The organism is Breoghania sp. JC706, from assembly GCF_037026715.1.
Taxonomy (GTDB): domain Bacteria; phylum Pseudomonadota; class Alphaproteobacteria; order Rhizobiales; family Stappiaceae; genus Breoghania.
In genome coordinates, this window is record NZ_JBANCG010000008.1 from 157,109 (window position 1) to 179,294 (window position 22,186).

Genomic DNA, 22,186 nt, shown 5'->3' on the forward strand with positions numbered 1-22,186 from the left:
ATGATTCAAGACGGCCTTCACAAACCGATTCAACCCGCCTTGAGAAAGTGATTCAACGGATGACGAAACTGATTCCGGAAAAACACGTAAGATATTGTTCTATCGTTTGTTTTTACGGTCGTTAAGACACTGATTCAAGGCCCGCCACAGATGATCCGCTCAGGCCCTTACAACGGCGCCCCCAGATCGCGCGCCCGGGCAAGGCGCGGCGGGGGATCGACGAAGGCGCCGTGGTCGTTCAGCCGGTCCTCCAGTATCCGGGCGCTCATGGTGGCGACCGCTTCCTCCAGCCCGGCACGGCTGTGGATCGTTCCGCGCGCCTGGACAGTGCCGGCGAGCGCCGTCACGAAGGCCGAGACCAGCGCCGGATCGGGCGGCGTCGGAGAGTGCCAGAAGTCATCGAGCGGCCGTTCGTCGGTCATGCCCCGGACGTCGAAGATCGCCGGGCAGAGCGCCTTGACCGGCACACCGGCGCGCAGCGCCTCCAGCCCGGCGGAACTGTTCACCGTCACCATTCCGGCCGCACCCGTCATCAGGTCGTCGAGCCCGCCGCCATCGGCGTAGTCGACCCGATCGGCGAGCCCCGCGGCGCGCGCAAGCCTGGGCACGACCCGAGTCCAGTGCTCCAGTCCCGCGTCGAGCGGATGGGCCTTCACCACCAGCCGGCAGTCCCTCGGCGCGTGCGCCGCGAACGAACGGAACACCGTTTGCAGCGCCGGCTCCATGCCGCCGTAGGGCGAGTGATCGCGCAGCTGGAAATCGCCTTCGAGCTGCATCGGCAGCACGAACCACGGTGCACCGCTCCGGCGGAGCCGCTCCGCCAGCGCCCTGCCCGCGCGATCCCGCCGCCGCTTGCCGGCAAGTCGCCAGCCGGCCGCGATGTATTCGATGACGGGATGGTAGATGGTGTGCCGCCGATAGTGCGGATAGAGGAACCACAGCACAACATTGGCGAGATTGTAGGCGACATCGGGTGCGGCCACGAGCCAGAAGCTGGAGTGAAAGCGCGGTGCGAGATCCATCGGCCCGACCGCAGCCGCGATGCGACGGATCACCTCCGGATCATCTGGAAAATGCGAACCGGTGGACGTCGCATCGCGCTCGATGGTCATCCAGTCCGGACGCAGGTAGCCGAGCTCGGTCGCGATCACCCGAATGCCGCGCGCCCGCGCAGCCTCGGCGGCAAGCCTGTGATAGATCCGGCGGTCGCCGTGCAGGATCAGGTCGGTGACGCCTTCGCGCGCCATGAGGTCGTCAACGAAGTCCGGCCAGCTTTCGATCCTGCCGCGAAAATCCGCGGCCCCAGCCCGGCGCCAGTGGAAACGGTCGCCGATCGAGAGGTTGACCCGCAACACCCGGTGGCCCGCCGCCGCGAGCCTGTCGCCGATGCGCGAGAAAAGGGGCGAGAGCGGCCCTTGCAGGAACAGGAATGTGCGCTTGCCGTCCACCTGCCGTCGCTCTCTCCAGCTTGCACGCGCCACCGGCGCGCTATTCGTTTTCCGGCTCGATCAGACCGCGCTGGGGGATCTGGCGTCCCAGGTCGTCGGCGGGCTGAAGCCCCATGCGGCGCGCGCGCTCAAGCCGCGGCGGCACGTCCACATAGGCTCCCGGCTCGTTTATGCGGTCTTCCAGGATCCGCAGTGCCGCCGCTTCCGCGCCGGCCTTGCGGCCCGCCCGCGAATAGAAGTTGCCGCGAACCTGGATCGTGTTCGCCATCACCGCCACAAAGGCATTGCACAGGTCGGGATCCGGCCTTTCCGTCGTGGTCCAGAAATCGTCGAGCGGCCCCTGAAAGGTCAGTCCGGGCATGTCGTACAGGGCCACGCCCAGGGTCTTCACGGGACAGCCGTGCTTCAGCGCATGGACGCCGACGGTGGAATTGATCAGTACGGTTCCGCGCGCGTGGGTCAGCTGCTCGCCCAGGTTTCCGGCGCGGATGAAGCGGATGCGGTCGCTCACCTTGTAGCGGCGCGACAGCCGCTGGATGCGCAATTTCCAGTGCGTCATCGCATTGTCGAGCGGATGCTGCTTGAACAACAGCACCGTATTCTTCGGTGCATGTTTTGCAAACGAGCTGATCGCGAGTTTCACCGCGTCGGGCTGCTTGCGAAAGGGCGCATTGGCCCGCAGCTGGTAATCGGCGTCGATCTGCAACGCAAAGAGATAGTAAGGCGTACCGCTGTCGATCAACTCGTCCAGCACCGCGTGCGAGCGCCGCAGGTTTCCGCGCGTGGAAAGGATGCGCGGAATATGGCTCAGATACTCGATGACAGGATTGTAGATCCTGTCGCCGTAGTAGGACGGATAGAAGGGCCGGCCGAAATAGGCCGTGAGATTGTAGAGAACCTCGCAGAACGCCTCCTTGGCATGGGGAAAGGCGTAGAGCGAAGCGGCCGAGGGCACCACCAGATCCTTGCCGAGCTCGCGGATCACGTCCGGGTCGTTTGGAAAGTGCGAATAGGCCGACATGCCGTTTCGCTCCAGCGTGATCCAGTCCGGCCTCAGATAGCCGAACTCGCGCGCGATCGTGCTTACGCCCGCCGCCCGGCCCACTTCACCGGCGATGACGTGATAGGGCAATCTGTCGGCGTAGTAGACGATGTCCGTCACGCCGTGACGGGCGATGTAGTCCGTCAGGAAGTCCCGCCAGTTGCGGAGCGGCCCGCGATAGTTGTCCGCGCCCCGGCGCGGCCAGAACAGCCAGTCGCCGAGATTAAGATTGATGCGACGGGTACGGACCCCGTGGCGCGACAGTTCGACGGCCAAATCGCGTAGAAACAACGAAGGCGGACCCTGCAGAAAGAGAACGGTCCGAGCCGCCGGGGACTTGCTAGTCATGAGCGAAGATAGAATCCATTATAGCGCTTGAGCAGCTTTTCAGTCGTCGATTGCTGCCGGAACGCAATATCCGCCCTCTTCCTTGCGCGAGGCCTCCACTGGAGAAAAAGCCTTCAAGTGCGGCATGCTCAAGGCACCGTCACGCGGGATACCCGTGCCCGGGCCTGCGCCCGGGCACAAGGCGCCCTAATTCTCCAGATCGTCCGAAATCAGAACACCGTACCGCGCCGAAGTCAGGATCGGCTGAATGATCCGCAGGAACTTGCCCAGTTCCGCCGCCGGATGGTTCGCGACATAAATCATGTCCTTGTCGCGCATCAGGAAATAACGAGCCACGAACCACGCCTTCGGGTCGCGCAGGTTCAGGCGATAGATGACAGGCACCTGATACTCGCCGAGCTTGCCGCGCGCCTTCGGATCCAGCTTGGCGATGACTTCGGGTTCCTCGAAGCGGAAGAGATAGACGGCACTGGCGTCGGCCGTCTCGTCATTGAGACCGCCGACACTGGCAAGCGCCTCGGCGAGCGTCACCGTTTCGGTCGGGAACTGCTGGATCGCCGTCTTCTTGACGGCACCAAAGGCGGTGAAGCTGCGCGGCTTCACGGTCAGCAGCACGTTGTCGCCCTTGACCAGACGGACATTGTTCTTCGGCAGGTCGATCAGGTCCTGCAGGTTCGTGGAGGCCTTGCGGTCACCGCGCTTCAGGGTCACCACGGTCTCGAAGGTCTTGCCCCGGGATCCGCCGGCATGGGCGACCAGATCGAGAAGCGTCGTCCCGGCAATGGAAATCGGATACTTGCCCGGCTTGCCCACGTCGCCGACGATCACGGCGGAATTCGTCTGGTTGCCGGAAACCACGATCTGCACCTGCGGCTGCACGGCCTTGCCCTCAAGCGCGCCCTGGACCGCCTCGCGGACCGATTCCACCGACCGGCCGGCCGCGCGGATACGGCCCGCATAGGGCACGAAGATGCGGCCGGAATCGTCGACCACGCTCTCGATGGTCGTCTTCTTGCCGTAGGACGTGGAGAAGATGCCGCGCTCGTCGGCTTCCCAGATATTGACGGTGAGCATGTCGCCGACGCCGATCTGCTGGCGCGGCTCGGTTCCCTTGATACCGAAATACTCGGCGAACCGGGTCGGCACGTAGCGACCGACGATCTGCGCGACTTCGGGCGTCAGCTTGAAGCTGAAATAGTCTTCCTGCTTGACCGTGTTCTCGATGTCGTCGGCACTCAGCGATGCGGTGCTCGGACCGCTGCCCGGCACAACCGAGCAGCCCGCAAGCAGCATCGCAACGAAGACAAGGCCGACCGATTTCATCGCACTCAAAATATTAGCCCTTTTGCCCGCCGCGACTCTCATACCAGTTGGCTCGCCGCATTTGTATCGGCGAACCGATGCACGGCACGGTCGAGCGTCCACCGTTGCCGATATGCAACAGGAAAGCCCGCCTGGAGACATACTCGGCGCGGGCCGTCATACCTGCAAAGATCAGGCAGGCGGATCTCCCGCAACGCCGTTTTGCACGCCCTGACGGCGCCGCCCGCACACGGACGAGGCCTGTTACAGGATGGCACCTGTCTACAGAGCGGCTTCGGAGTAAAACTTTTATTAAATTCCCGATCATCGATCGTCTGGGGAAAAGCTCCAGTCCCCGCATGTGCGGCGCCGGGTGAGATCATGCGACGTGATCCCGCACACCCGCGACGATCAACCCACCGATCGCCCAGATCAGGAAGGCGCCGATAAAGACGATGACGGTGGAGCGAAGCCCCTCGGGGTAAAGTGCGATGTCTGGCAGCCGCGGCTCGACGAAGACCGACAGGTAACGGGTCTGGCTGGTCGCCTCCAGCCGTGCCTTTTCCAGCGACGCCAGCGAGGAGATGTAGGCTTTTTCCGCGAATTCCCGCTCCGTCTGCAACTCCTCGTACTGCGAGAGCTGCTGGTTCAGCGTGCCTTCGTCGCCGGATTCGTTCTGGTTGGTCTGCAGGCGGACGCTGTCGATCTGCTTGATGATCGCCGCGAGTTGGGAGTTCAGCGAGGTCAGGCGCGGCGAGTTGGGGCTGACCTGCTTCACGGCCGAAAGCTCGGTCTCGAGCTTCGATTTTTCCGCTTCGAGTTCGCCGATGATCTTCTCGCGCGATTCCGCCGTCGCCATCGGGTTGAGCCGGCGCTCGTTGCCGCGGAAATTCGCCACCGCCCGGCGCGCCAGACGCAGCCGGTTCTCCGCCCGGGCGACCTCGCTCTCCGACTCGGCCACCGCATCGTCCCGCGCGCGCCGCGACAGATCGTTCACCAGCGCCTCGCTGTAGCCGATGACCTTCTGCGCGACTGCCACCGCATCCTGTGCCCGGAAGGCCTTCACCTGAAGCGTGACGATTCCGGAATACTTGTCGTAGGTCTCCGTGACCATGCCGTTCCAGTATTCGACGAGATCTTCGACCGGCGCTTCCGGGTCGACAGCGGCGAAGAAGTCGGCCTCCGGGCGGGAGTAGAGTTTGCGAAGGTCGAGGTCCTTGTCGATCTTGCCGACGAGATCGCGCGACTGCGCGAAATTGATGACCACATAGCTGTCGGAGGCGTTCGGCGCCGAACCCGTCATCCCGCTCAGGATCGTCAGCCCGTCGATCGAGGCCCCCGTGGTCTCCTTGCTGCGCACGGCGAACTGCGCCTCGACCGAATACTGGTCGGCGGCGAAGAACGCGAAGTAGATGCCGGTCGCGATCGTCGGCAGGAGCACAAAGAGAAGAAAGGTCAGCCGGATGACGCCGCCGGTGCTCAGCTTCAGTCCGCCGGCAGGAAGCTCAAAACCGGGACGCATGCGCCGCACGCCGGGGCGGGCAACGGAGCGGTCGTCGGGACGCGCGACCGGCGTGCCTTCCGGCAGACGCACAATCGTCGGGTTCGGCGCATTCACCGCATCGCCGCGTGCACGCGCCGTATCATCCCCGGTCCGCGCGGGCTCCTGCCCCCGATGCATCCCGTCCTTCGCCATCTGGCGAAGCCGGCTCGCGGCCTTGGGAATGTCAAGCATCAGGCAAGCCCCTGGTAGATCTCTGAAGCTTCTTCGAGCGAATCATAGAAGCGGATCTTACCGTCCTGGAGGATCGCCGCCATATCGCAATATGCCTTAACGGTTGCCGCCTGATGCGAAACCATGATGACATCGGCACTCGACAGACGGTCTGCGAAGGCCTCGCGGCATTTTTCCTGGAACTTGCGGTCACCGACCGCCGTCAACTCGTCGATCAGATAGCAATCGAACTGGATCGCCATGGACAGCCCGAAATTCACCCGGGCGCGCATGCCGGAGGACAGGGTGCGGATCGGCATGTGGAAATAGGCGCCGACATCAGCGAATTCCTGCACAGAATCGATCACTTCGCGCGGATCGGCATTGTAGATGCGGGCGACGAAGCGGCAGTTTTCAAGGGCGCTCAGCGCGGGATGAACGCCAACGCCGAGCCCCAGCGGCCAGGAAATCCGGGATTCGCGCAGGATCTGGCCGGAGCTCGGAGCTTCCGAGCCGGCGATCAGGCGCATCAGCGTCGACTTGCCGGCGCCGTTCTTGCCAAGGATCGCGATGTTGCGGCCGCGCGGAAAATCGAGCGATATCTGGTCGAGCACGCACCGGTGCCCGTGCTTCGTGGCGTAGAGCTTGGAGACGTTGTTGAAGCGCAGATTGCGCACGGGCGCCTTGCGCCGGAAGCGCTCGTCGCTACGCAAATCGATGAGCGTGCTGGTCACGCGGCGCAGAAACGAACCGCGCGCGCGCGCCTGTCGAAGCGTCTCTCCGTCCGGAAATCCGTCCTGGCTTGCGTGGCCTCTGTTCACCGCATTCTCCGCCCGATGTCGCCCTTTGCGATCCCGTAACTCTGCAATATTCGGCACAAAAGGCTTGCCGTAACCTTGCGCCGCCATCGACATGTGCGTGGCGCATCATTGCAGAAGAAGCGCCCGACCAGCAATGCGTCCTCTGGCCCCGCCGCACAACCGGTCATTTGCCGGGAAAAGAGGGGGGTGGATACGCATCGAAGTGGCCTGACGCCCGGGATCTTCGGAATTCCCTATAACAGAACGGCCAAGCTTAGGGGCGTTTTTATGGCGTCCGCCGTCAAGATACGTTTCGCCGTTGCGCGCAACGATGCGGCGAGAGGGCAGAAAACCGGGAACAAACACTTCATCCGGCCGGCCATCCTCCCGCACATTGCGGCGTTGTGGACAGATCCGCCCCGGAGACGCGCGAATACGGACTCAAAGACGTCTCCGGCCCTGACAAACGCACAATAGCCAGAGCCGGTGACGATAAACGGCGGCGCGTTACAACCAGAGCACGGCAAGCGTGATGGCCGGGAAGGCCGTCAGGATAACAACGCGGATCAGATCCGAGAGCACGAAGAAGATCACGCCCTTGTAGGTCTCGGTCAGGGGCACGTCGGGCGCCATGGAATTGATGATGAAGAGGTTCATTCCCACAGGCGGGGTGATCAGCCCGACTTCGACCACGATCAGCACCAGAACGCCGAACCAGATCGCGGTGTCCTCCGGCGAAAGGCCGAAATCGAGCGTCATGACGATCGGGAAGAAGATCGGCACGGTGAGCAGGATCATCGACACCGAATCCATCACGCAACCGAAGACCAGATAGGTCAGCAGGATGCCGGCCATCACCAGCCACGGGTTGAGACCGGCGTTGCCGACCCATTCCGCCGCCATTTGCGGCATCTGGGTGAAGGCGAGGAAGGAGTTGAACACCCCTGCCCCGAAGACGATGAAGAAGATCATGCCGGAGGAGACGGCGGTCGCCAGAATGCACTCGCCGAGCGCGCTCCACCCAAGCTGGCGGCGGGCGAGCGCCACCAGACCGGTGCCGGCGGTGCCGACGGCTGCACCTTCCGTCGGCGTGAACCAGCCCAGATAGATGCCGCCGACAACGAGCAGGAAGATCAGCACCACCGGCCACACGTCCAGCATCGCCTCCATCCGCTCGCGCGGGGATGCCTTTTCGGCCGGCTGCGCGGCATCCGGATCGAAACGCATGAACAGCGAGATGGTGATCACATAGCCGATCGCCGCCAGGATGCCGGGCACGAAGGCGGCGGCAAACAGCTTGGCGATGTTCTGCTCGGCAAGGATCGCGTAGATCACCAGCACGAAGGACGGCGGGATTAGGATGCCCAGCGTGCCGCCCGCGGCGAGACAGGCGGTCGACAACGCGCCGTTGTAGCCGTAGCGCTTCATTTCCGGCAGCGCGACCTGCGCCATGGTGGCGGCGGTCGCAAGCGAGGATCCGCATATCGCGCCGAAGCCCGCACAGCCCGCGACCGATGCCATGGCGATGCCGCCGCGCTTGTGGCCAATCAACGCGGCCGCCGCGCGGAAGAGCCCGCGCGACATGCCGCTTCGGGTGGCGAACTGCCCCATCAGGAGGAACAGCGGCACGATGGAGAGCGAATAGCTGGAGAAGGTCTCGTAGGTGAGAGACTTCATCTGCGCCAGGATCGGCACCCAGCTGCCGGTGACCATGACCGTGCCGCCGATACCGACCACGAGCATCGAAAGCCCGATCGGTATGCGCAGGAAGATGAGCGCCAGCAGGACGACGAAGCTGGCTCCGGCGAGTTCCATGTTGCCCATCAGCCGCGCTCCCCGTCGCCCAGCATTTCATTGAGGCTGCGCCACACGGTGTAGGCGGAGGCGAGGACGAAGACCCACGCCCCGACAAGGGCGAGCGCATAGCCCCACCACGCCGGCATCTGCAGGATGAAGGTCGTTTCCGAATAGGCGCGCTTGTCCGCAAGCCCCTCGCCGAGCTTCACCGCGATCAGCGCCGCGCAGACGGTCAGAAGAAGATTGCCGATGAGCGCGAGCCCGGCATTGACGCGCGGACCCAGCGCCTGGACGAAAATGTCCACGGTGACGTGGCCGCGCCGCATCTGGCACCAGGGCAGGAAGGAGAAGATCGCGAAGGCGCAGCCGAGTTCGACCAGCTCGAAATCGCCCTGGATCGGGCCGAAGATCTCGAATGCCGGGATAGGAACGCTCGCCAGCTCGCGGCCGATCACACTGATGCAGGTCACCGCCGTGATCGCGACGAGCGAGGCGCCGCCGGCCAGCGCCAGCAAGCGGGTGATGAACTCGATCACATGGCCGACACGCCGTTCGAGCCGGGGCGCGAGCCCCCTAGCCTGGCTGACCATCCCTTTCCCCCCAGTTCATTGCCCAGTCCCCCGGTCCCTTGCCGAGTTGCATGGACAAAATAAACCGCTTTGCGCAGCGCAAGACGCGCCCCCGGACCAGATTGGACCGCACGCATCCCCCCGCACAAGCCTGACGACCATTGTTGCGGCGGCCCTCCCGAGCCCCCGCCGTTCGCGACGGGACGATCCGCCCCGCCGGAACCGGTCCAGCCGCAACGCGTGCGGCCAGACCATCGGATATCCCGCCTCGGCCTTGCGGCCGGAGGCGGCGGGATCAGAACTTGTAGGCCGGCTGATCCTTGTCGACATAGGTGTCGATCGCGGCCTTGGCGTCCTCGACCAGCTTGGCGCCGTCGAAGCCCTTGCCGTTCATCTCCTTGACCCAGTCGGCCTCGATGTCCTTGGCGGCATCCTTCCAGCGCTGGGTCTCGGCCTCGTCGAGAATGGTCTGCTTGTCGCCGAGCTTTTCCAGCGCCGGCGGGCCGGCCATGTCGCCCTTGTCCATGGCGAGACCGGCGAGCCGGGAGGCCTCGCGGCCGGAATTGTCGTCGATGACCTTCTTCAGATCGTCCGGCAGGCTGTCGTACGTCGCCTTGTTCATGGCAAAGACCATGAACGACGTATAGAGGCCGCGCGAACCGGAGAAGCCGGTGTGGTTGTGGACGAGTTCCGGAATGCGCAGCGGCACGGAGACCTCCCACGGCACCACCGCGCCGTCGATGACGTGCTTGGACAGCGCTTCGGGCACCGCCGGCACGGGCATGCCGACCGGAATGGCGCCGAGCTTTTCCAGAAGCTTGTTGGTCATGCGGGTGGGACCGCGCAGCTTCAGGCCCTTCATGTCCTCAAGCTTCTCGACCGGCCGGTTGGCATGGACGAGGCCGGGCCCGTGCACGAAGGCGGCGATGACCTTCACGTCCTTGAATTCGTCCTGGAGATCCTTTTCGTAGAAATCCCAGGCGGCTTCGGAGGTGGGAGCGCCCTTGCCGGCGATGAACGGCAGCTCGAAGGCTTCCGACTTGGGGAAGCGACCGGGCGTATAGCCGGTCAGCGTCCAGACGATGTCGACCACACCGTCCTTGGCCTGATCGTAGAGAGCGGGCGGCTTTCCGCCGAGCTGCATGGTGGGGAAGATCTGCACGGCGATGCGTCCGCCGGAGTCCTTTTCCACCTTCTCCGCCCAGGGCGCGATGAAGTACTTCGGGACGGGGGACTGCGGCGACAGGAAGTGGTGAACCTTCAGCGTCACCTCCTGCGCCTGCGCGGTTGCCCCGAGCCCCAGTCCGAGCGCACCGGCGGCAAGGCACCCCGCAATCGCGAATTTCTTCAGCATGGCTTTCCTCCAACTTTACCGCCAGCGGCGGGCAACTCCCGCAACCACGGCTGGACGTGCCCCGGTTGCGACGCGGCGCATTTTGAGCAAAACAATCCTCATTGCCAGCCCAAAATGAAGAATTGAACCCAAAGTTCGCAATGCAAACAAGCCTCTGAAATTATTTATCTTCCCATCTCCATCCCTACATCTCTGGATTGCAAATCCGGCGAGGGGAAGGACCAGACGCCGTTGCGCAAGACGGGGACGGCTTCTGCGTATTTCTGACGGTAACGCCGGGCGAGACCTGGACTCATGCGACGAATCGAAGCCTCGGGCCGGCCCGCAAGCGCGAAATCGCACGCCGGAAGACACCGGCCCGGGACGCAACATTCCCGCCGGCGCCAGGGGCACCGGCGGCTCGGGTCGTGCGAAACGAAGGTGCCCCCAGGCGGGCCTTTAGCGGGCGGGCCTGTGGTGCTCGTGCCAGTGGCGGGCAATGTCGATGCGGCGCGGCAGCCAGACCTTGTCGTGCCCCTTCACGTAGTCGATGAAGCGCGCGAGCGCCGCTGCGCGGCCCGGTCGGCCGACGAGCCGGCAATGCAGGCCCACATTCATCATCTTCGCCTGACCGGCGACGCCCTCGGCATAGAGCGTGTCGAAGCTGTCCTTCAGATAGGCGAAGAACTGGTCGCCGGAATTGAACCCCTGCGGCGTCGCGAAACGCATGTCGTTGGCATCGAGCGTATAGGGAATGATCAGGTGAGGACCGCCGGGGCCTTCCATCCAGTAGGGCAGATCGTCGGCATAGGTGTCGGACAGATAGACGAAGCCGCCCTCCTCCATGGCGAGCGGAATGGTGTTTTCCGAGCTGCGCCCCTGGTAGAAGCCGAGCGGCCGCTCGCCGGTCACTTCAGTGTGGATGCGCACGGCCTCGGCGATCGCGGCGCGCTCCTCCTCCACCGGCATGTCCTTGTACTCGATCCACTTGAGCCCGTGCGAGGCGATCTCCCAGCCGGCCTCCTTCATGGCCGCCACCGCGTCCGGATTGCGCTGCAGCGCCATCGCCACGCCGTAGACGGTCACCGGGACGTCGCGCCCGGTGAACATGCGCCACAGCCGCCAGAAGCCGGCGCGCGAGCCGTATTCGTAGATCGACTCCATGTTCATGTGGCGCTTGCCAGGCCACGGCGCCGCCCCGACGATCTCTGAGAGAAACGCCTCCGACGCCGCATCCCCGTGCAGGATGTTGTTCTCGCCGCCCTCCTCGTAGTTGATGACGAACTGGACGGCGATGCGCGCATTGTCCGGCCAGCGCGGGTCCGGCGGGGTGCGTCCGTATCCGATCATGTCGCGCGGATAATCGGTCATTGAATTCTCGCTCCGTGAGGCGTCAGAACTGACGAGGGTGGGTGTGTGCAAGGAAGCCGATCCCGCCGGCGATTTCAACTGTTGCCGTCAATCCGCGCAGCCTCCCGCAACACCGTGCGTGCGCACCCCCAAGGTTGTCTCCAAGTCGTCATATTCGCGCTAAGCAGTAAAACAGACCCGAAACTGGCCCGAAACTGGCAAGGGACCGGTCTGATCCGTTTTGCGGCGGGAGTATTTCAGCCTCGGTTGCGTTATTGGCGAGCAAACGGGCCGAAGCCTGCATTCCATACGGGCAGGTCAGACGGACAAGACTGATGGCAAGGAGACAGTGATGGCGACTTTGAAACCCTCGCTCACCCTCGTCGACAACGAGGAGGAGACCCCGGAAAGGGGAAACGCGGGCGGACATGCGGACGGCGTGCCCGGCCAATTGGAAAGCCGATTGCAGGCGATGCGGCAGATGCTCGAAAGCGCGCCGCACGCGTCTGCGGCGGAGGCGCTGGCCATGCTGCGTCAGGCCTTCCCCGATGCCGATCTCAGCGACCGCGTGCGCGCTCTGGGCTATCGCCTGGAGGCCTGAAGCGCGCAACAAACGCGCGCGGAGGGGGAGGACAGGCGGACAAGATGGCGCCGCCGACGCCCGTCTATCGCAAAGCCCTATTCCGGTTCCGCGCCACCGTCGGATGACGGCTGCGCCTCGGCAAGGTCCTGCGTGCGGGCCTTTTCCTCGTCGGCCAGCACATGCTTGCGCCAGACCCGGCAGGCGAGCGGGATGGAGGCGAGATAGGCTATGGAGGCCACGCTGAGGACCTCGAACGGATAGCTCACGCCGAGGGCAACCAGCAGCACCGCCGCAACGAAAACGGGGAGCACAAGGTCCTTGCGCACGCGCATCGCCACCCGCTTGCCCGAGAATGTCGGAAGGCGGGAAACCATCAGGAACGCGACCAGGAAGGTGTAGCCGACGATCACCGGCTCGATCTCGCTCCAGCGTTCCAGAATCCCGAGCTGGTGCAGATAGACCGGCAACAGCACCGAAAGCGCCCCGGCGGGCGCCGGCGTGCCGGTGAAGAAGTTCGCCTGCCAGGCCGGCTTGTCGTGATCGTCCAGCGCCACATTGAAGCGCGCGAGACGCAACGCGGCCGATATCGCGAAGACGAGAACCGTGATCCAGCCGAGCGACTTCAGGTCGTTCAGGATCCACGTGTAGAGAATGATCGCCGGCGCCACGCCGAAATTCACGAAATCAGCCAGGCTGTCGAGCTCCGCGCCGAAGCGCGAGGTGGAGCGTAAAAGCCGGGCGACCCGCCCGTCGATCGCATCAAGCACGGCGGCCAGCACGATGGCGCCGATGGCGAGATCCCAGCGCGCTTCCAGCGCCATGCGAATGGCGGTCAGCCCCGAACACAACGCCAGCAGCGTCACCAGATTGGGCAGGATCATCTTCAGCGGCACGCGCTGAAAACGACGGATGCGCCTGCCGCGCCTCTTGGCGTTTGAACTCGGGCCGGGCTCGAAGGGGGCGAACGGTGTGCTCATGATCTCAGCTTACACGGGTGATCGGTGCGCCGCCGGCGGGGGCGTTCAGGTCCGCCAGCACCGTTTCGCCGGCGACCATGGTCTGGCCAAGGGCCACTTTCGGCGCGGTGCCGGCCGGGAGATAGACATCGAGCCGGGAGCCGAAGCGGATCAGTCCGAACCGCTCGCCCCCCTGCACGCTCTCGCCCTCGCGCACGAAACAGACGATGCGCCGGGCCACCAGCCCCGCGATCTGCACCACCGCGATGCGCCCCTCGCCGGCCTCGATGACGAGGCCGTTGCGCTCGTTGTCGTCGGATGCCTTTTCAAGCTCCGCGTTGAGGAACTTGCCCGCGCGATAGGCGATCTTTGTCACGGCACCGGCGATCGGCGCGCGGTTCACGTGGCAGTTGAAAACGTTCATGAAGGTGCAGATGCGCACCATCGGCTCGTTGCCGAGACCAAGCTCGGCCGGCGGCGTGGCCGGCCCCACCATGCAAACGGTGCCGTCGGCGGGCGCGACCACGAGACCGGCACCGACGGGCGTCACCCGCGGCGGATCGCGGAAGAAATAGGTGACCCAGCCGGTCAGGATCAGGCCGATCCAGAAGATGAACGGCACGAACCAGCCGACCACGATTGTGATCGCGGCGGCGATGGCGATGAACGGCCAGCCTTCGCGATGGATCGGAACGGCCGTGCGCTTGATGGTATCGATCAGGGACATGGTGCCTATCTAGAGCTTCTCGCACGGCATTGCCATGCCGGGCCGCCATCAATGCACCATCGGGGCGGGGTAGATCAATCGGGGATCTCAAAGACCGGCCTCAGACCCGGGCTTATTCCGATTTCTGGGCGACGGCCTACGGCGCGCCGACTTCTGGATTCCGGACCGGCGCTCGGCTTTGCATCGCTTGTCCGGAATGAGGGAGGGTTTGGTAGATTTCATGTCTGCTACAAACGCCCTCATTCCGGGCGGTCTGCACCAAAGGCGCATGGCCCGACCCGGAACCCAGCACGAGACGTGCGCGCAAGCCCGCTCCACGCGTGACGCTCGCCCAACGCCGAGATCGCGCAGCACTCGCATTCCTGCCGCTGACCGGCGTTCGCGCCCCCAACAGGCTACAGGGTCCGGGTATTCGCCTTTTCTGATGAGCGGCTTTTCCTGATCATCCTCAGACCTGCGCCTTTGGGCACCGGCGGCCACGGGAAAACATTGCCTAGGCCGATTGGCAAAATCTACCGGCTGATAGCCTGTGTTTCCAAAGTAAAATCCAAAACCGAATGAATTACAGCGCATTAATGCTTGTCGGATTATTGGCACAAGAATTGCGTAATGGATGCAGAGTTTATTTAGGGAGATTTCCATGACGACGATAGGCTCCGCGTCATATCACGATTACAGGTTCAATTATGCCGGATTGGGCAAAACGAATAGCGGCACGGAAGACGAAGGGGCTCCGGCGAGCCAGCTTGCAGGCGCAGGCAATGCATCGCAGAACGGCGTCGATGGCTCCGCGCCGCGCTCCCTTGCCGATTTCAAGGCAAGCCTGCTCTCGTCGGGCGGCCTGAAGCCGGTCAATATCGCCGAACTGCCTGAAGACGCATATCAAACCTATATGGACGGCGAGGAGCGGCGTCTCGAAGCCAACGCGCGCTATCTCGAGAACCAGTACACCGACACCTCATGGACGGAATCGGTCGAAGCGTCGCTCAAGGCGTTTCCGCCGGAGGACAATCCGGCCACGCAGACCTACGCGACGGTTGTCGTCGACGGAGAGGTCGTGGCGACGATCGACAATCAGGGTGTCGTCTCCTCGGATGAGGAATTGGGAGCCAAGCTAAGGGATATCCTGTCGGACGAGGTCAACGGCACAAATGGACCCGATCTGGCCCAGGCCCGCGCCGAGCAGATCGCCGATCTTCTTGGCGGAGAAATCGTCAAGGCAGATACGGCGATAACCCAAACGGAGTTCGAGGCGCTCCCCTCCGCGGACGAACTTCAGCAATCCGTGGATTACGAAGCGATGAAAAAAGACCCGATGTTCGAACAGCTTCAGAACATGATCGCCCGGATGGAGAATTTGAAGGAACAGAGGGAAGAATACGTGACAGGGGCAGCGGCGGGAACAGACGTTCTGATCTGAACACGCAGCCTGAACATGACATATGAAGCCCGGGACTGACATGGTCGCCCCGGACTTCATTGCTCTGTTCAAAGACCGTTATCAGGCGGCCAAAAGCCCGGTCAGGTCGTAAGTTGATCCGGCGCCGTTTTCGGTGACCAGATATTCGACGACGTAGTGCCCACCCAGGAAGAAATCCTCGATAATCACAGCGTTGTCGACGGCGGAATCGTCCGAATAATCGGCCCAAGAGAAGAACCAAAGATCGTCGCCAACCTGGGAATACCCGAGATCGGCATCAGTATAGCTGACGATGAGCACGTCGCTGGTGTCCTCGGTTGCGTCGGTGCGGGCCGAGCCGGTGTTCGTGACGCCATCGTTGATGTAGTCGAAGCCCTGGCCGTTATACTGATACTGATCGTTGCCGGCACCGCCCCAGAGCCGATCGCTCCCGGCACCTCCGTCCATGATGTCGGCACCAGCATCGCCGAAGAACGTGTCGTCGCCCGTCTGCCCGAACATTGTGTCATTGCCGGCGCCGCCGACAAACGTATCGTCGCCGGTTCCGCCTTCCATGTAGTCGTTGCCGGCCCCGCCCGTCAGCCAGTCGTCGCCGGATCCGCCGTAAAGCTGGTCGGTGCCATCGCCGCCATAGAGAGCGTCATCGCCGGTTCCGCCATAGAGGATGTCGTTACCGGCCTCTCCGTCGAGCATGTCGTTCCCGTCATAGCCATAGAGCGTGTCGTTGCCGGTACCACCCTCTACCCAATCGTTGTAGGCGCTCCCAAGAACGGTATCGTTGCCGCCCTCGGCATAGACAGTCCACCACGCCTGATGTTCCGGCCAGCCGGAGGGCGGTGTGGCCGTTTCGGTGCGCAGGTCGATTGTTTCGCCATTGTTTGTGCCGGTCCGTGTAGGCATACCTATTCTCCTATGTTACCGGCGAACCATTCGCCGGTCGCAGACGGACGCAGCAGTCCTGCTGTCCAGGCGTTCGGCCTGCTGCGTCCGTTTCTCTGGCGCAAGGTCGCGCCGTAAACATGCGACGTCACTCCTCCCTGAAGACCCGGCTCGCATGGTCCTGGATGGGCTTGACGAGATACGAGAGCACCGTGCGATCGCCGGTGCGAATGAATGCTTCCACGGGCATGCCCGGGAGGAGGGCAAGGCCTGATGGCAGGCGCCGGAGCTCGTGATCGGGAATTCGGATCGCCGCACGGTAGAAGTTCGTCCCGGTTGCCTGATCGGTCTCCAGATCGGCCGAAACCCGAATGATCGACCCCGTCAGTTCGGGCGTGGTGTTGCGGTTGAATGCCGACAGGCGCAATGTGGTGGGCAAACCTGTTGAGATCTGGTCGATGTCTTGCGGAGATACCCGCGCCTCTACGGTCAGGACACTGGAGCGCGGCACAATCTCCATCAATGTCTCGGCTGCCGTCACGACACCGCCGACCGTGTGCACAGATAACAGGTGGACCACGCCTGAGATCGGGGCCTTGACGTCCGCATGAGCCAGACGGTTGCGCGCCGTCACCTCGTCCTCCGCCAACGTTGCAAGCTGATTGGCGACATCTCTCAATTCGGCCGCCACCTCCGTCTGCGCTTCCCGATCGACCTGAAGGATTTGAAGCTGCAACTCGGCGATCGCGCCCCGCAAGGCGGCGGCGGACGCCTTGAGTTGACCGCTCTCGCCGTGCAGGCGGGCGGTGCTGCGGTCCAGATTGTTGACCCGGCTCAATGAGGTCAGTCCCAGTTTGAACAGACGGCGCTGACCGTCCAGTTCCTTTCCGATCAGCTCGATTTCCCGGACCTTCGCCTGCTGTTGCAGTTCCAGACCATCGATCTGCTGGTGGAGCTGCAGGATCTGCTCGCGCAGGCGTGCTTTTCGCCCGTCGCGAGACGCCCGACGGTCCTGGAACAGCCGCCGCTCATTGGCCATGGCCAGTCTCGCGTCGTCGCCGTGCAGACGATGGCGGAGTTCTTGCGACACGGCCGCCTCCAAGGCCCCGTCCCGCTCCGCTTCCAGCCGCGCCTGACGCGCCAGCAACTGGGTGATGCTTTTTTCGATGGCAGCGAGGTTGGCGCGAGCGGCGGTGTCATCCATCAGGACAACCGTTTCCCCCGCTTCGACCCGCTGGCCTTCACGCACCATGAGCTTGGCAATGATGCCGCCTTCGGGATGCTGAACCTTTTTGACATTCCCCTCGACCACGAGAACGCCGGCCGCCACGACGGCACTGGAAAGCTCAGCGGTCGCGGCCCATCCGCCGATACCGCCGAACAGGAGCAGAATCCCGGCGAAGCCGGCCAGAAGATTTCTGCGCAGGGAGCGGACAAGAATGGTGCGTTCCGTCTCTTTCACGACTGTCCCCCCTCCCCTTCGATGACGGTCAGAGCCCGAGCCGGCGGGCCGTGCTGCAAGCGCCCACGCGCGGACTGTTTCTGCTGAAGCGACTTGAGCACCGCATCGCGCGGACCGAACGTTTTGGCGCTCCCCTCCTCCATCACCAGAAGCATGTCGATCTGGGAGAGGATGCTGTTGCGATGGGCAACGACGATGACGATCGCACCGCGCGCCTTTGCTCGCGCGATGGCTTCGGCGAGCGCCTTGTCTCCGTCCAGGTCGAGGTTGGAATTCGGTTCGTCGAGTACCAAGAGGAACGGATCGCCATAGAGGGCGCGGGCAAGGGCCACCCGCTGACGCTGACCTGCTGACAGGTTTACGCCGCCGTCCCCGACCTGCGTCTCGTACCCGTCGGGCAGGGCGACGATCATGTCGTGCGCCCCGGCCGCTCGCGCCGCCGCGATGATGGTCTCGTCGCGGGCATCGGGATCGAGCCGTGCAATGTTTTGCGCAACGGTGCCCGGAAAGAGGTCGGAGCTCTGCGGCATATAGCCGATGTGACGTCCGCGCTCACAGGCCGTCCACTGGTCGAGCGCCGCGCCATCGAGGCACACCCGGCCGCGCTGCGCCGGCCAGACACCCGTTATCGTGCGCACGAGCGAGGACTTACCCGAAGCGCTTGGTCCGATGATCCCGACCGCGGTCCCGGCTTGTGCCTGAAAGCCGACATTGTGAACGGTCATGCGCCGGCGCTCGCCAGGCGGCGCCGCGAACACCCCCTCGACATGCAGGTGCCTGACGGGTGCCGGCAGAATCGTTCGCCCCTGTTCCTCCGGAAACAGGGCGAACACGCTCTCAAGACGTTGCCAGGCCTGCCGCGCCGCCATCATGCCGCGCCAGTTGGCGATCACCTGCTCGATCGGCTGAAGGGTACGGGCAACGATGATCGAGGCCGCGATGATCGATCCACCGGTCATGTCGCCGTGGATGACGAGCCATGCGCCCAGCGCCAGCGATCCGGACTGAACCATCTGGCGGATGGTTTTCGACATGCCGGAGAACAATCCGGATATATCTGCCACCTGGCGTTGCAACTCCGCGCCGCGGAACTCGGCCTGTGACCATTGCGCACTCACTTCGGGCAGGATGCCCATCGCCGCGATCGCCTCGCCATTGCGGTTTGCCGCCTCGCCGAGGCGGTTGCGGGACGCGAAGGTTTCCGCGATCTCGTCCATCCGGCGTCGCGTGAGCAGATCGGCCGCGACGGTGAGCGCCACAAGAACGGTGAGGGTCGCGACGGCCAACCAGCCAATCAATGGATGGAGGAAAAAGCAGATCGCGAGGTAGATCGGCATCCAGGGCAGGTCGAACAACGTGGCGGGAGCGGAACTGGACAAGAACTGTCTGATCTGGTCCGCTTCCCGGACCGGCTTAAGACTATCGCCGACCATTTTCATGCGAAGCGGCGCACCGGCGACGACGGCGATCACCCGCTTCGCCAGCGCGGCATCCACCAGCCCCGCGATCCGGCTCATGATCTTGCCGCGAACCACGTCCAGAAAGCCGGAAAAGGCATAAAGCCCCGCCACCAGAAGAAGCAACGCCGTCAGCGTCTGAACGCTCCCGCTTGGTATGACCCGGTCATAAACCTCCAGCATGAAGAGAGGACCGGTCAGCGCAAGAAGATTGATAACGCCCGTAAATACAGCAGCCCCTGTCAAGGCGCGCCACATCGCCCCATTCCCCAGAATTACTTATATTGTTAAAAATATAATTTCAAATACCATAAGGGAAGATACAGAGTCCCGCCTGCGGTTTTCAAGCTCTCTTTTCGGCTGATTTGCCGTTGCCGTTGTCCACGTATCCTCATGAGAGCGGCTAGGCCAGGCGAACCGCTTTCGCACGCCAGTTCCTCGTCATCATAAACGCGATGACCAGAAACCAAGCGTCAATCAGGACTTCGTGACAAACACAGTTGCCCTACTCCACCACCTCTTCCGCTTTCGGCCCGCGGCGCACGATGAAGTCGCCGTCGGCTTCCTGCACCTGGCGCAGGCGTTCCTCGGCCTCCGTCGCCTCGCGCTGGCGGGCCCACATAGAGGCATAAAGCCCGTCCTTGGCCAGAAGCTCCGCGTGCGTCCCGCGTTCCACGATCCGGCCGGCCTCCAGCACCAGGATCTGGTCGGCGCCGACCACCGTCGACAGCCGGTGCGCGATCACCAGCGTGGTGCGGTTTTTGGATACCACGTCGAGTGCGGACTGGATCTCCCGCTCGGTCTGGGTGTCGAGCGCCGAGGTCGCCTCGTCGAGGATCAGGATCGGCGGCGCCTTCAAGAGCGTCCGGGCGATCGCCACGCGCTGCTTCTCGCCGCCCGACAGCTTCAGGCCGCGCTCGCCCACTTCCGTATCGAAACCCTGCGGCAGGTTCTCGATAAAGGCGCCGATCTGCGCCATGCGCGCAGCTTCCACCACCTCCGCGTCGGTCGCCGAAGGCCGCCCATAGCGGATGTTGTAGCGGATGGTGTCGTTGAAGAGCACGGTGTCCTGCGGCACCATGCCGACCTTGGCGCGCACCGTCTCCTGCTGCACTTCGCGCAGATCCTGCCCATCGATGGTGATGGCGCCCGAGGTCACGTCGTAGAAGCGGAAGATCAGCCGCGAGATGGTCGACTTGCCCGCCCCGGAAGGCCCGACGATGGCGACCGTGTTGCCGCTCGGAACTTCAAACGACACGCCCTTCAGGATCTGCCGGTCGGGATCGTAGGCGAAATGCACGTTCTCGAAACGGATCGTGCCGCCGTCCACCGCAAGCGGCGTTGCGTCCGGCGCATCGACGACCTCGGCCTCCACCGACAGAAGATCGAACATGTCGGCGATGTCGATCAGCCCCTGGCGCAGCTCGCGGTAGATGTAGCCGATCATGTTGAGCGGAATGGAGAGCTGCATCAAAAGCGCGTTGATCATGACGAAGTCGCCGACGGTCTGCTCGCCCGCCATCACCGCTTGTGCGGAAAGCGCCATGCACGCGCCCATGCCCAGGGTGAAGATCACCGTCTGGCCCATGTTGAGCCAGGCGAGCGATGTCCAGGTCTTCACCGCCGCGCCCTCGTAGCGCTCCATGGAGACGTCGAAGCGCGAGGCCTCCATGCGCTCGTTGTTGAAATACTTCACCGTCTCGTAGTTCAGAAGCGAGTCGATCGCCTTCGAATTGGCGTCGGTGTCGCTGTCGTTCATCACCTTGCGGATGTTGATGCGCCAGTCCGATGCCCTGACCGTGAACCAGACATAGAGCCACACCGTTATCGCGATCACGCCGACATAGGACCAGGAGAACTGGTAGGCGATGACGGCCGCCATCAGCGCGAATTCCAGCGCGGTCGGAATCGCGTTGAGGATGGTGAAGCGGACGATGGTCTCGATGCCCTTCACGCCGCGCTCGATGATGCGCGAGAGCCCGCCGGTGCGCCGCTTGAGGTGGAAGCGCAGCGACAGCTCGTGCATGTGCACGAAGGTCTTGTAGGCGAGTTGGCGCACCGCGTGCTGGCCGACGCGGGCAAACAGCGCGTCGCGCACCTGGTTGAAGGCGATCATCAGCATGCGGCCGACGACATAGGCCGCCACCAGCATCATCGGCGTCACCGCCCAGACCGGAAGCCCGAGCCCGCCCGTGTCCAACTCCCCGGTCAGCGCATCAGTTGCCCACTTGAAGCTGTAGGGCACCAGAACGGTGACGATCTTGCCCAGAAGAAGCATCCCCAGCGCCATGACGACCCGGTTCTTCAGGTCCGGCCGGTCGGTTGGCCAGATGTAGGGCCAGAGATTGAGGACAGTGCGCAGCGTCGAGGTCTCGTCGACAGTCGCGCGCCTTTTTTCCGAAGCGCTCATCGACCGGCCTCCGACGTTTGAAGCTCTTTCATCGCGACCGCATCGGCAGCTGGAACCGTGGCGCACTTGCCCTCGGTCTCGCCCAGCACGGCGAACAGCGCGGCGGAACTCTCGGCGAAGGCCCGCACGGCCTCCGCATCCAGCCAGTAGCACGAGCGCCGGCCCTCGTTCTCGCCGCGGACCAGCCCGGCCTCGCGCAGGATCTGCAGGTGCTGCGAAACCGTCGACTGCGCCAACGGCAACATGCCGACGATGTCGCCGCAACAGCGCCGGTCGTTGTCGGCGAGAGCCCGAAGGATCGCGAGCCTCGCCGGATGGGCAAAGGCCTTGAAACAGGCGGCGAGCCTGTCGTCATCGAGAGGGGGCATGAACGTCCTTGGATTGCTTTGTCTCGATCGCCCGAAGGCGGCGCGGCAGGCGGAGCCGCTCATCGATGATCGTCGATAGACGATGAATACCGCGGATGCAAGGGGCAGAAGTACGCAAGGGGCGGGACGGCGGGACAAGGGGCCGTCCGTCGAGACGTGCTCTTACGGGCGCTCTCAATTTCTGCCCCGGAAATGTGCGCGGCTTGCTCCTGGCTGTCATC

The 22,186-nt window shown here is 63.7% G+C and carries 18 protein-coding genes; 2 read left to right on the top strand and 16 right to left on the bottom strand.

The window, feature by feature from the left end; translation table 11 throughout:
* Nucleotides 1-167: 167 nt before the first annotated feature.
* From V2L18_RS17620 to puuE, 9 genes are all read right to left on the bottom strand, one after another.
* Nucleotides 168-1,448 carry a capsular biosynthesis protein gene (locus V2L18_RS17620; RefSeq protein WP_336179612.1) on the bottom strand — a complete coding sequence of 427 codons (1,281 nt, stop codon included), beginning with the start codon at nucleotides 1,446-1,448 and terminating at the stop codon, nucleotides 168-170.
* 40 nt (nucleotides 1,449-1,488) lie between these two features.
* Nucleotides 1,489-2,781 (bottom strand): capsular biosynthesis protein, encoded by a 1,293-nt coding sequence (locus V2L18_RS17625; RefSeq protein ID WP_336179613.1) that lies wholly within the window; start codon nucleotides 2,779-2,781, stop codon nucleotides 1,489-1,491.
* Nucleotides 2,782-3,024: 243 nt separating this feature from the next.
* Nucleotides 3,025-4,161, bottom strand: coding sequence for a polysaccharide biosynthesis/export family protein (locus tag V2L18_RS17630; RefSeq protein WP_336179780.1), 1,137 nt, complete (start codon nucleotides 4,159-4,161; stop codon nucleotides 3,025-3,027).
* A 358-nt stretch (nucleotides 4,162-4,519) separates the two neighbouring features.
* Nucleotides 4,520-5,875, bottom strand: a complete 1,356-nt coding sequence (locus V2L18_RS17635; protein ID WP_336179614.1) for a hypothetical protein — start codon at nucleotides 5,873-5,875, stop codon at nucleotides 4,520-4,522.
* Entirely contained in the window at nucleotides 5,875-6,675 is an 801-nt protein-coding gene (locus tag V2L18_RS17640) for an ABC transporter ATP-binding protein (protein ID WP_336179615.1), read from the bottom strand. Before V2L18_RS17640 ends, V2L18_RS17635 begins: the two co-directional genes overlap by 1 nt.
* 486 nt (nucleotides 6,676-7,161) lie before the next feature.
* Nucleotides 7,162-8,478: a TRAP transporter large permease gene (locus V2L18_RS17645; protein WP_336179616.1), complete on the bottom strand. Its 1,317-nt coding sequence runs from the start codon at nucleotides 8,476-8,478 to the stop codon at nucleotides 7,162-7,164.
* Nucleotides 8,478-9,041 carry a TRAP transporter small permease gene (locus V2L18_RS17650; protein ID WP_336179617.1) on the bottom strand — a complete coding sequence of 188 codons (564 nt, stop codon included), beginning with the start codon at nucleotides 9,039-9,041 and terminating at the stop codon, nucleotides 8,478-8,480. The genes V2L18_RS17645 and V2L18_RS17650 overlap by 1 nt, the downstream gene beginning before the upstream one ends.
* Nucleotides 9,042-9,315: 274 nt before the next feature.
* Nucleotides 9,316-10,374 (bottom strand): TRAP transporter substrate-binding protein, encoded by a 1,059-nt coding sequence (locus tag V2L18_RS17655; RefSeq protein WP_336179618.1) that lies wholly within the window; start codon nucleotides 10,372-10,374, stop codon nucleotides 9,316-9,318.
* A gap of 438 nt (nucleotides 10,375-10,812) precedes the next feature.
* Entirely contained in the window at nucleotides 10,813-11,724 is a 912-nt protein-coding gene (puuE, locus tag V2L18_RS17660) for an allantoinase PuuE (protein ID WP_336179619.1), read from the bottom strand.
* Between the two features lie 331 nt (nucleotides 11,725-12,055).
* Here puuE and V2L18_RS17665 point away from each other — a divergent pair, with 331 nt between their 5' ends.
* A complete protein-coding gene (locus V2L18_RS17665) occupies nucleotides 12,056-12,304 on the top strand; it encodes a hypothetical protein (RefSeq protein ID WP_336179620.1) in 249 nt (82 codons plus the stop codon).
* A 77-nt stretch (nucleotides 12,305-12,381) separates the two neighbouring features.
* Here the strand turns inward: V2L18_RS17665 and pssA are convergent, their stop codons facing one another.
* A complete protein-coding gene (pssA, locus tag V2L18_RS17670) occupies nucleotides 12,382-13,263 on the bottom strand; it encodes a CDP-diacylglycerol--serine O-phosphatidyltransferase (RefSeq protein WP_336179621.1) in 882 nt (293 codons plus the stop codon).
* Nucleotides 13,264-13,267: 4 nt separating this feature from the next.
* Complete coding sequence (locus tag V2L18_RS17675) at nucleotides 13,268-13,969, bottom strand: phosphatidylserine decarboxylase (protein WP_336179622.1); 702 nt, start codon at nucleotides 13,967-13,969, stop codon at nucleotides 13,268-13,270.
* Between the two features lie 640 nt (nucleotides 13,970-14,609).
* Between V2L18_RS17675 and V2L18_RS17680 the strand changes: the two genes are divergently transcribed.
* A complete protein-coding gene (locus tag V2L18_RS17680) occupies nucleotides 14,610-15,389 on the top strand; it encodes a hypothetical protein (RefSeq protein ID WP_336179623.1) in 780 nt (259 codons plus the stop codon).
* Nucleotides 15,390-15,470: 81 nt separating this feature from the next.
* On the opposite strand, the gene V2L18_RS17685 is transcribed toward V2L18_RS17680, so the two are convergent.
* The 5 genes from V2L18_RS17685 to V2L18_RS17705 form a co-directional block, all read right to left on the bottom strand.
* Nucleotides 15,471-16,289, bottom strand: coding sequence for a calcium-binding protein (locus V2L18_RS17685; RefSeq protein WP_336179624.1), 819 nt, complete (start codon nucleotides 16,287-16,289; stop codon nucleotides 15,471-15,473).
* A 127-nt stretch (nucleotides 16,290-16,416) separates the two neighbouring features.
* Nucleotides 16,417-17,730 (bottom strand): HlyD family type I secretion periplasmic adaptor subunit, encoded by a 1,314-nt coding sequence (locus V2L18_RS17690; protein WP_336179625.1) that lies wholly within the window; start codon nucleotides 17,728-17,730, stop codon nucleotides 16,417-16,419.
* On the bottom strand, nucleotides 17,727-19,445 hold the full coding sequence (locus V2L18_RS17695; RefSeq protein ID WP_336179626.1) for a type I secretion system permease/ATPase: 1,719 nt from the start codon (nucleotides 19,443-19,445) through the stop codon (nucleotides 17,727-17,729). Before V2L18_RS17695 ends, V2L18_RS17690 begins: the two co-directional genes overlap by 4 nt.
* Before the next feature lie 247 nt (nucleotides 19,446-19,692).
* Complete coding sequence (locus V2L18_RS17700; RefSeq protein ID WP_336179627.1) at nucleotides 19,693-21,597, bottom strand: ABC transporter ATP-binding protein/permease; 1,905 nt, start codon at nucleotides 21,595-21,597, stop codon at nucleotides 19,693-19,695.
* On the bottom strand, nucleotides 21,594-21,965 hold the full coding sequence (locus tag V2L18_RS17705) for a metalloregulator ArsR/SmtB family transcription factor (RefSeq protein WP_336179628.1): 372 nt from the start codon (nucleotides 21,963-21,965) through the stop codon (nucleotides 21,594-21,596). The genes V2L18_RS17700 and V2L18_RS17705 overlap by 4 nt, the downstream gene beginning before the upstream one ends.
* Between the last annotated feature and the right edge of the window lie 221 nt (nucleotides 21,966-22,186).

What these genes read in the sequence shown, in the direction of transcription:
- V2L18_RS17680 (WP_336179623.1), top strand. Translation starts at nt 14,610, where the DNA reads ATGACGACGATAGGCTCCGCGTCATATCACGATTACAGGTTCAATTAT.
- V2L18_RS17685 (WP_336179624.1), bottom strand. Translation starts at nt 16,289, where the DNA reads ATGCCTACACGGACCGGCACAAACAATGGCGAAACAATCGACCTGCGC.
- V2L18_RS17645 (WP_336179616.1), bottom strand. Translation starts at nt 8,478, where the DNA reads ATGGGCAACATGGAACTCGCCGGAGCCAGCTTCGTCGTCCTGCTGGCG.
- V2L18_RS17655 (WP_336179618.1), bottom strand. Translation starts at nt 10,374, where the DNA reads ATGCTGAAGAAATTCGCGATTGCGGGGTGCCTTGCCGCCGGTGCGCTC.
- V2L18_RS17695 (WP_336179626.1), bottom strand. Translation starts at nt 19,445, where the DNA reads ATGTGGCGCGCCTTGACAGGGGCTGCTGTATTTACGGGCGTTATCAAT.
- V2L18_RS17705 (WP_336179628.1), bottom strand. Translation starts at nt 21,965, where the DNA reads ATGCCCCCTCTCGATGACGACAGGCTCGCCGCCTGTTTCAAGGCCTTT.
- V2L18_RS17700 (WP_336179627.1), bottom strand. Translation starts at nt 21,597, where the DNA reads ATGAGCGCTTCGGAAAAAAGGCGCGCGACTGTCGACGAGACCTCGACG.
- V2L18_RS17630 (WP_336179780.1), bottom strand. Translation starts at nt 4,161, where the DNA reads ATGAAATCGGTCGGCCTTGTCTTCGTTGCGATGCTGCTTGCGGGCTGC.
- puuE (WP_336179619.1), bottom strand. Translation starts at nt 11,724, where the DNA reads ATGACCGATTATCCGCGCGACATGATCGGATACGGACGCACCCCGCCG.
- V2L18_RS17675 (WP_336179622.1), bottom strand. Translation starts at nt 13,969, where the DNA reads ATGTCCCTGATCGATACCATCAAGCGCACGGCCGTTCCGATCCATCGC.
- V2L18_RS17650 (WP_336179617.1), bottom strand. Translation starts at nt 9,041, where the DNA reads ATGGTCAGCCAGGCTAGGGGGCTCGCGCCCCGGCTCGAACGGCGTGTC.
- V2L18_RS17635 (WP_336179614.1), bottom strand. Translation starts at nt 5,875, where the DNA reads ATGCTTGACATTCCCAAGGCCGCGAGCCGGCTTCGCCAGATGGCGAAG.
- pssA (WP_336179621.1), bottom strand. Translation starts at nt 13,263, where the DNA reads ATGAGCACACCGTTCGCCCCCTTCGAGCCCGGCCCGAGTTCAAACGCC.
- V2L18_RS17665 (WP_336179620.1), top strand. Translation starts at nt 12,056, where the DNA reads ATGGCGACTTTGAAACCCTCGCTCACCCTCGTCGACAACGAGGAGGAG.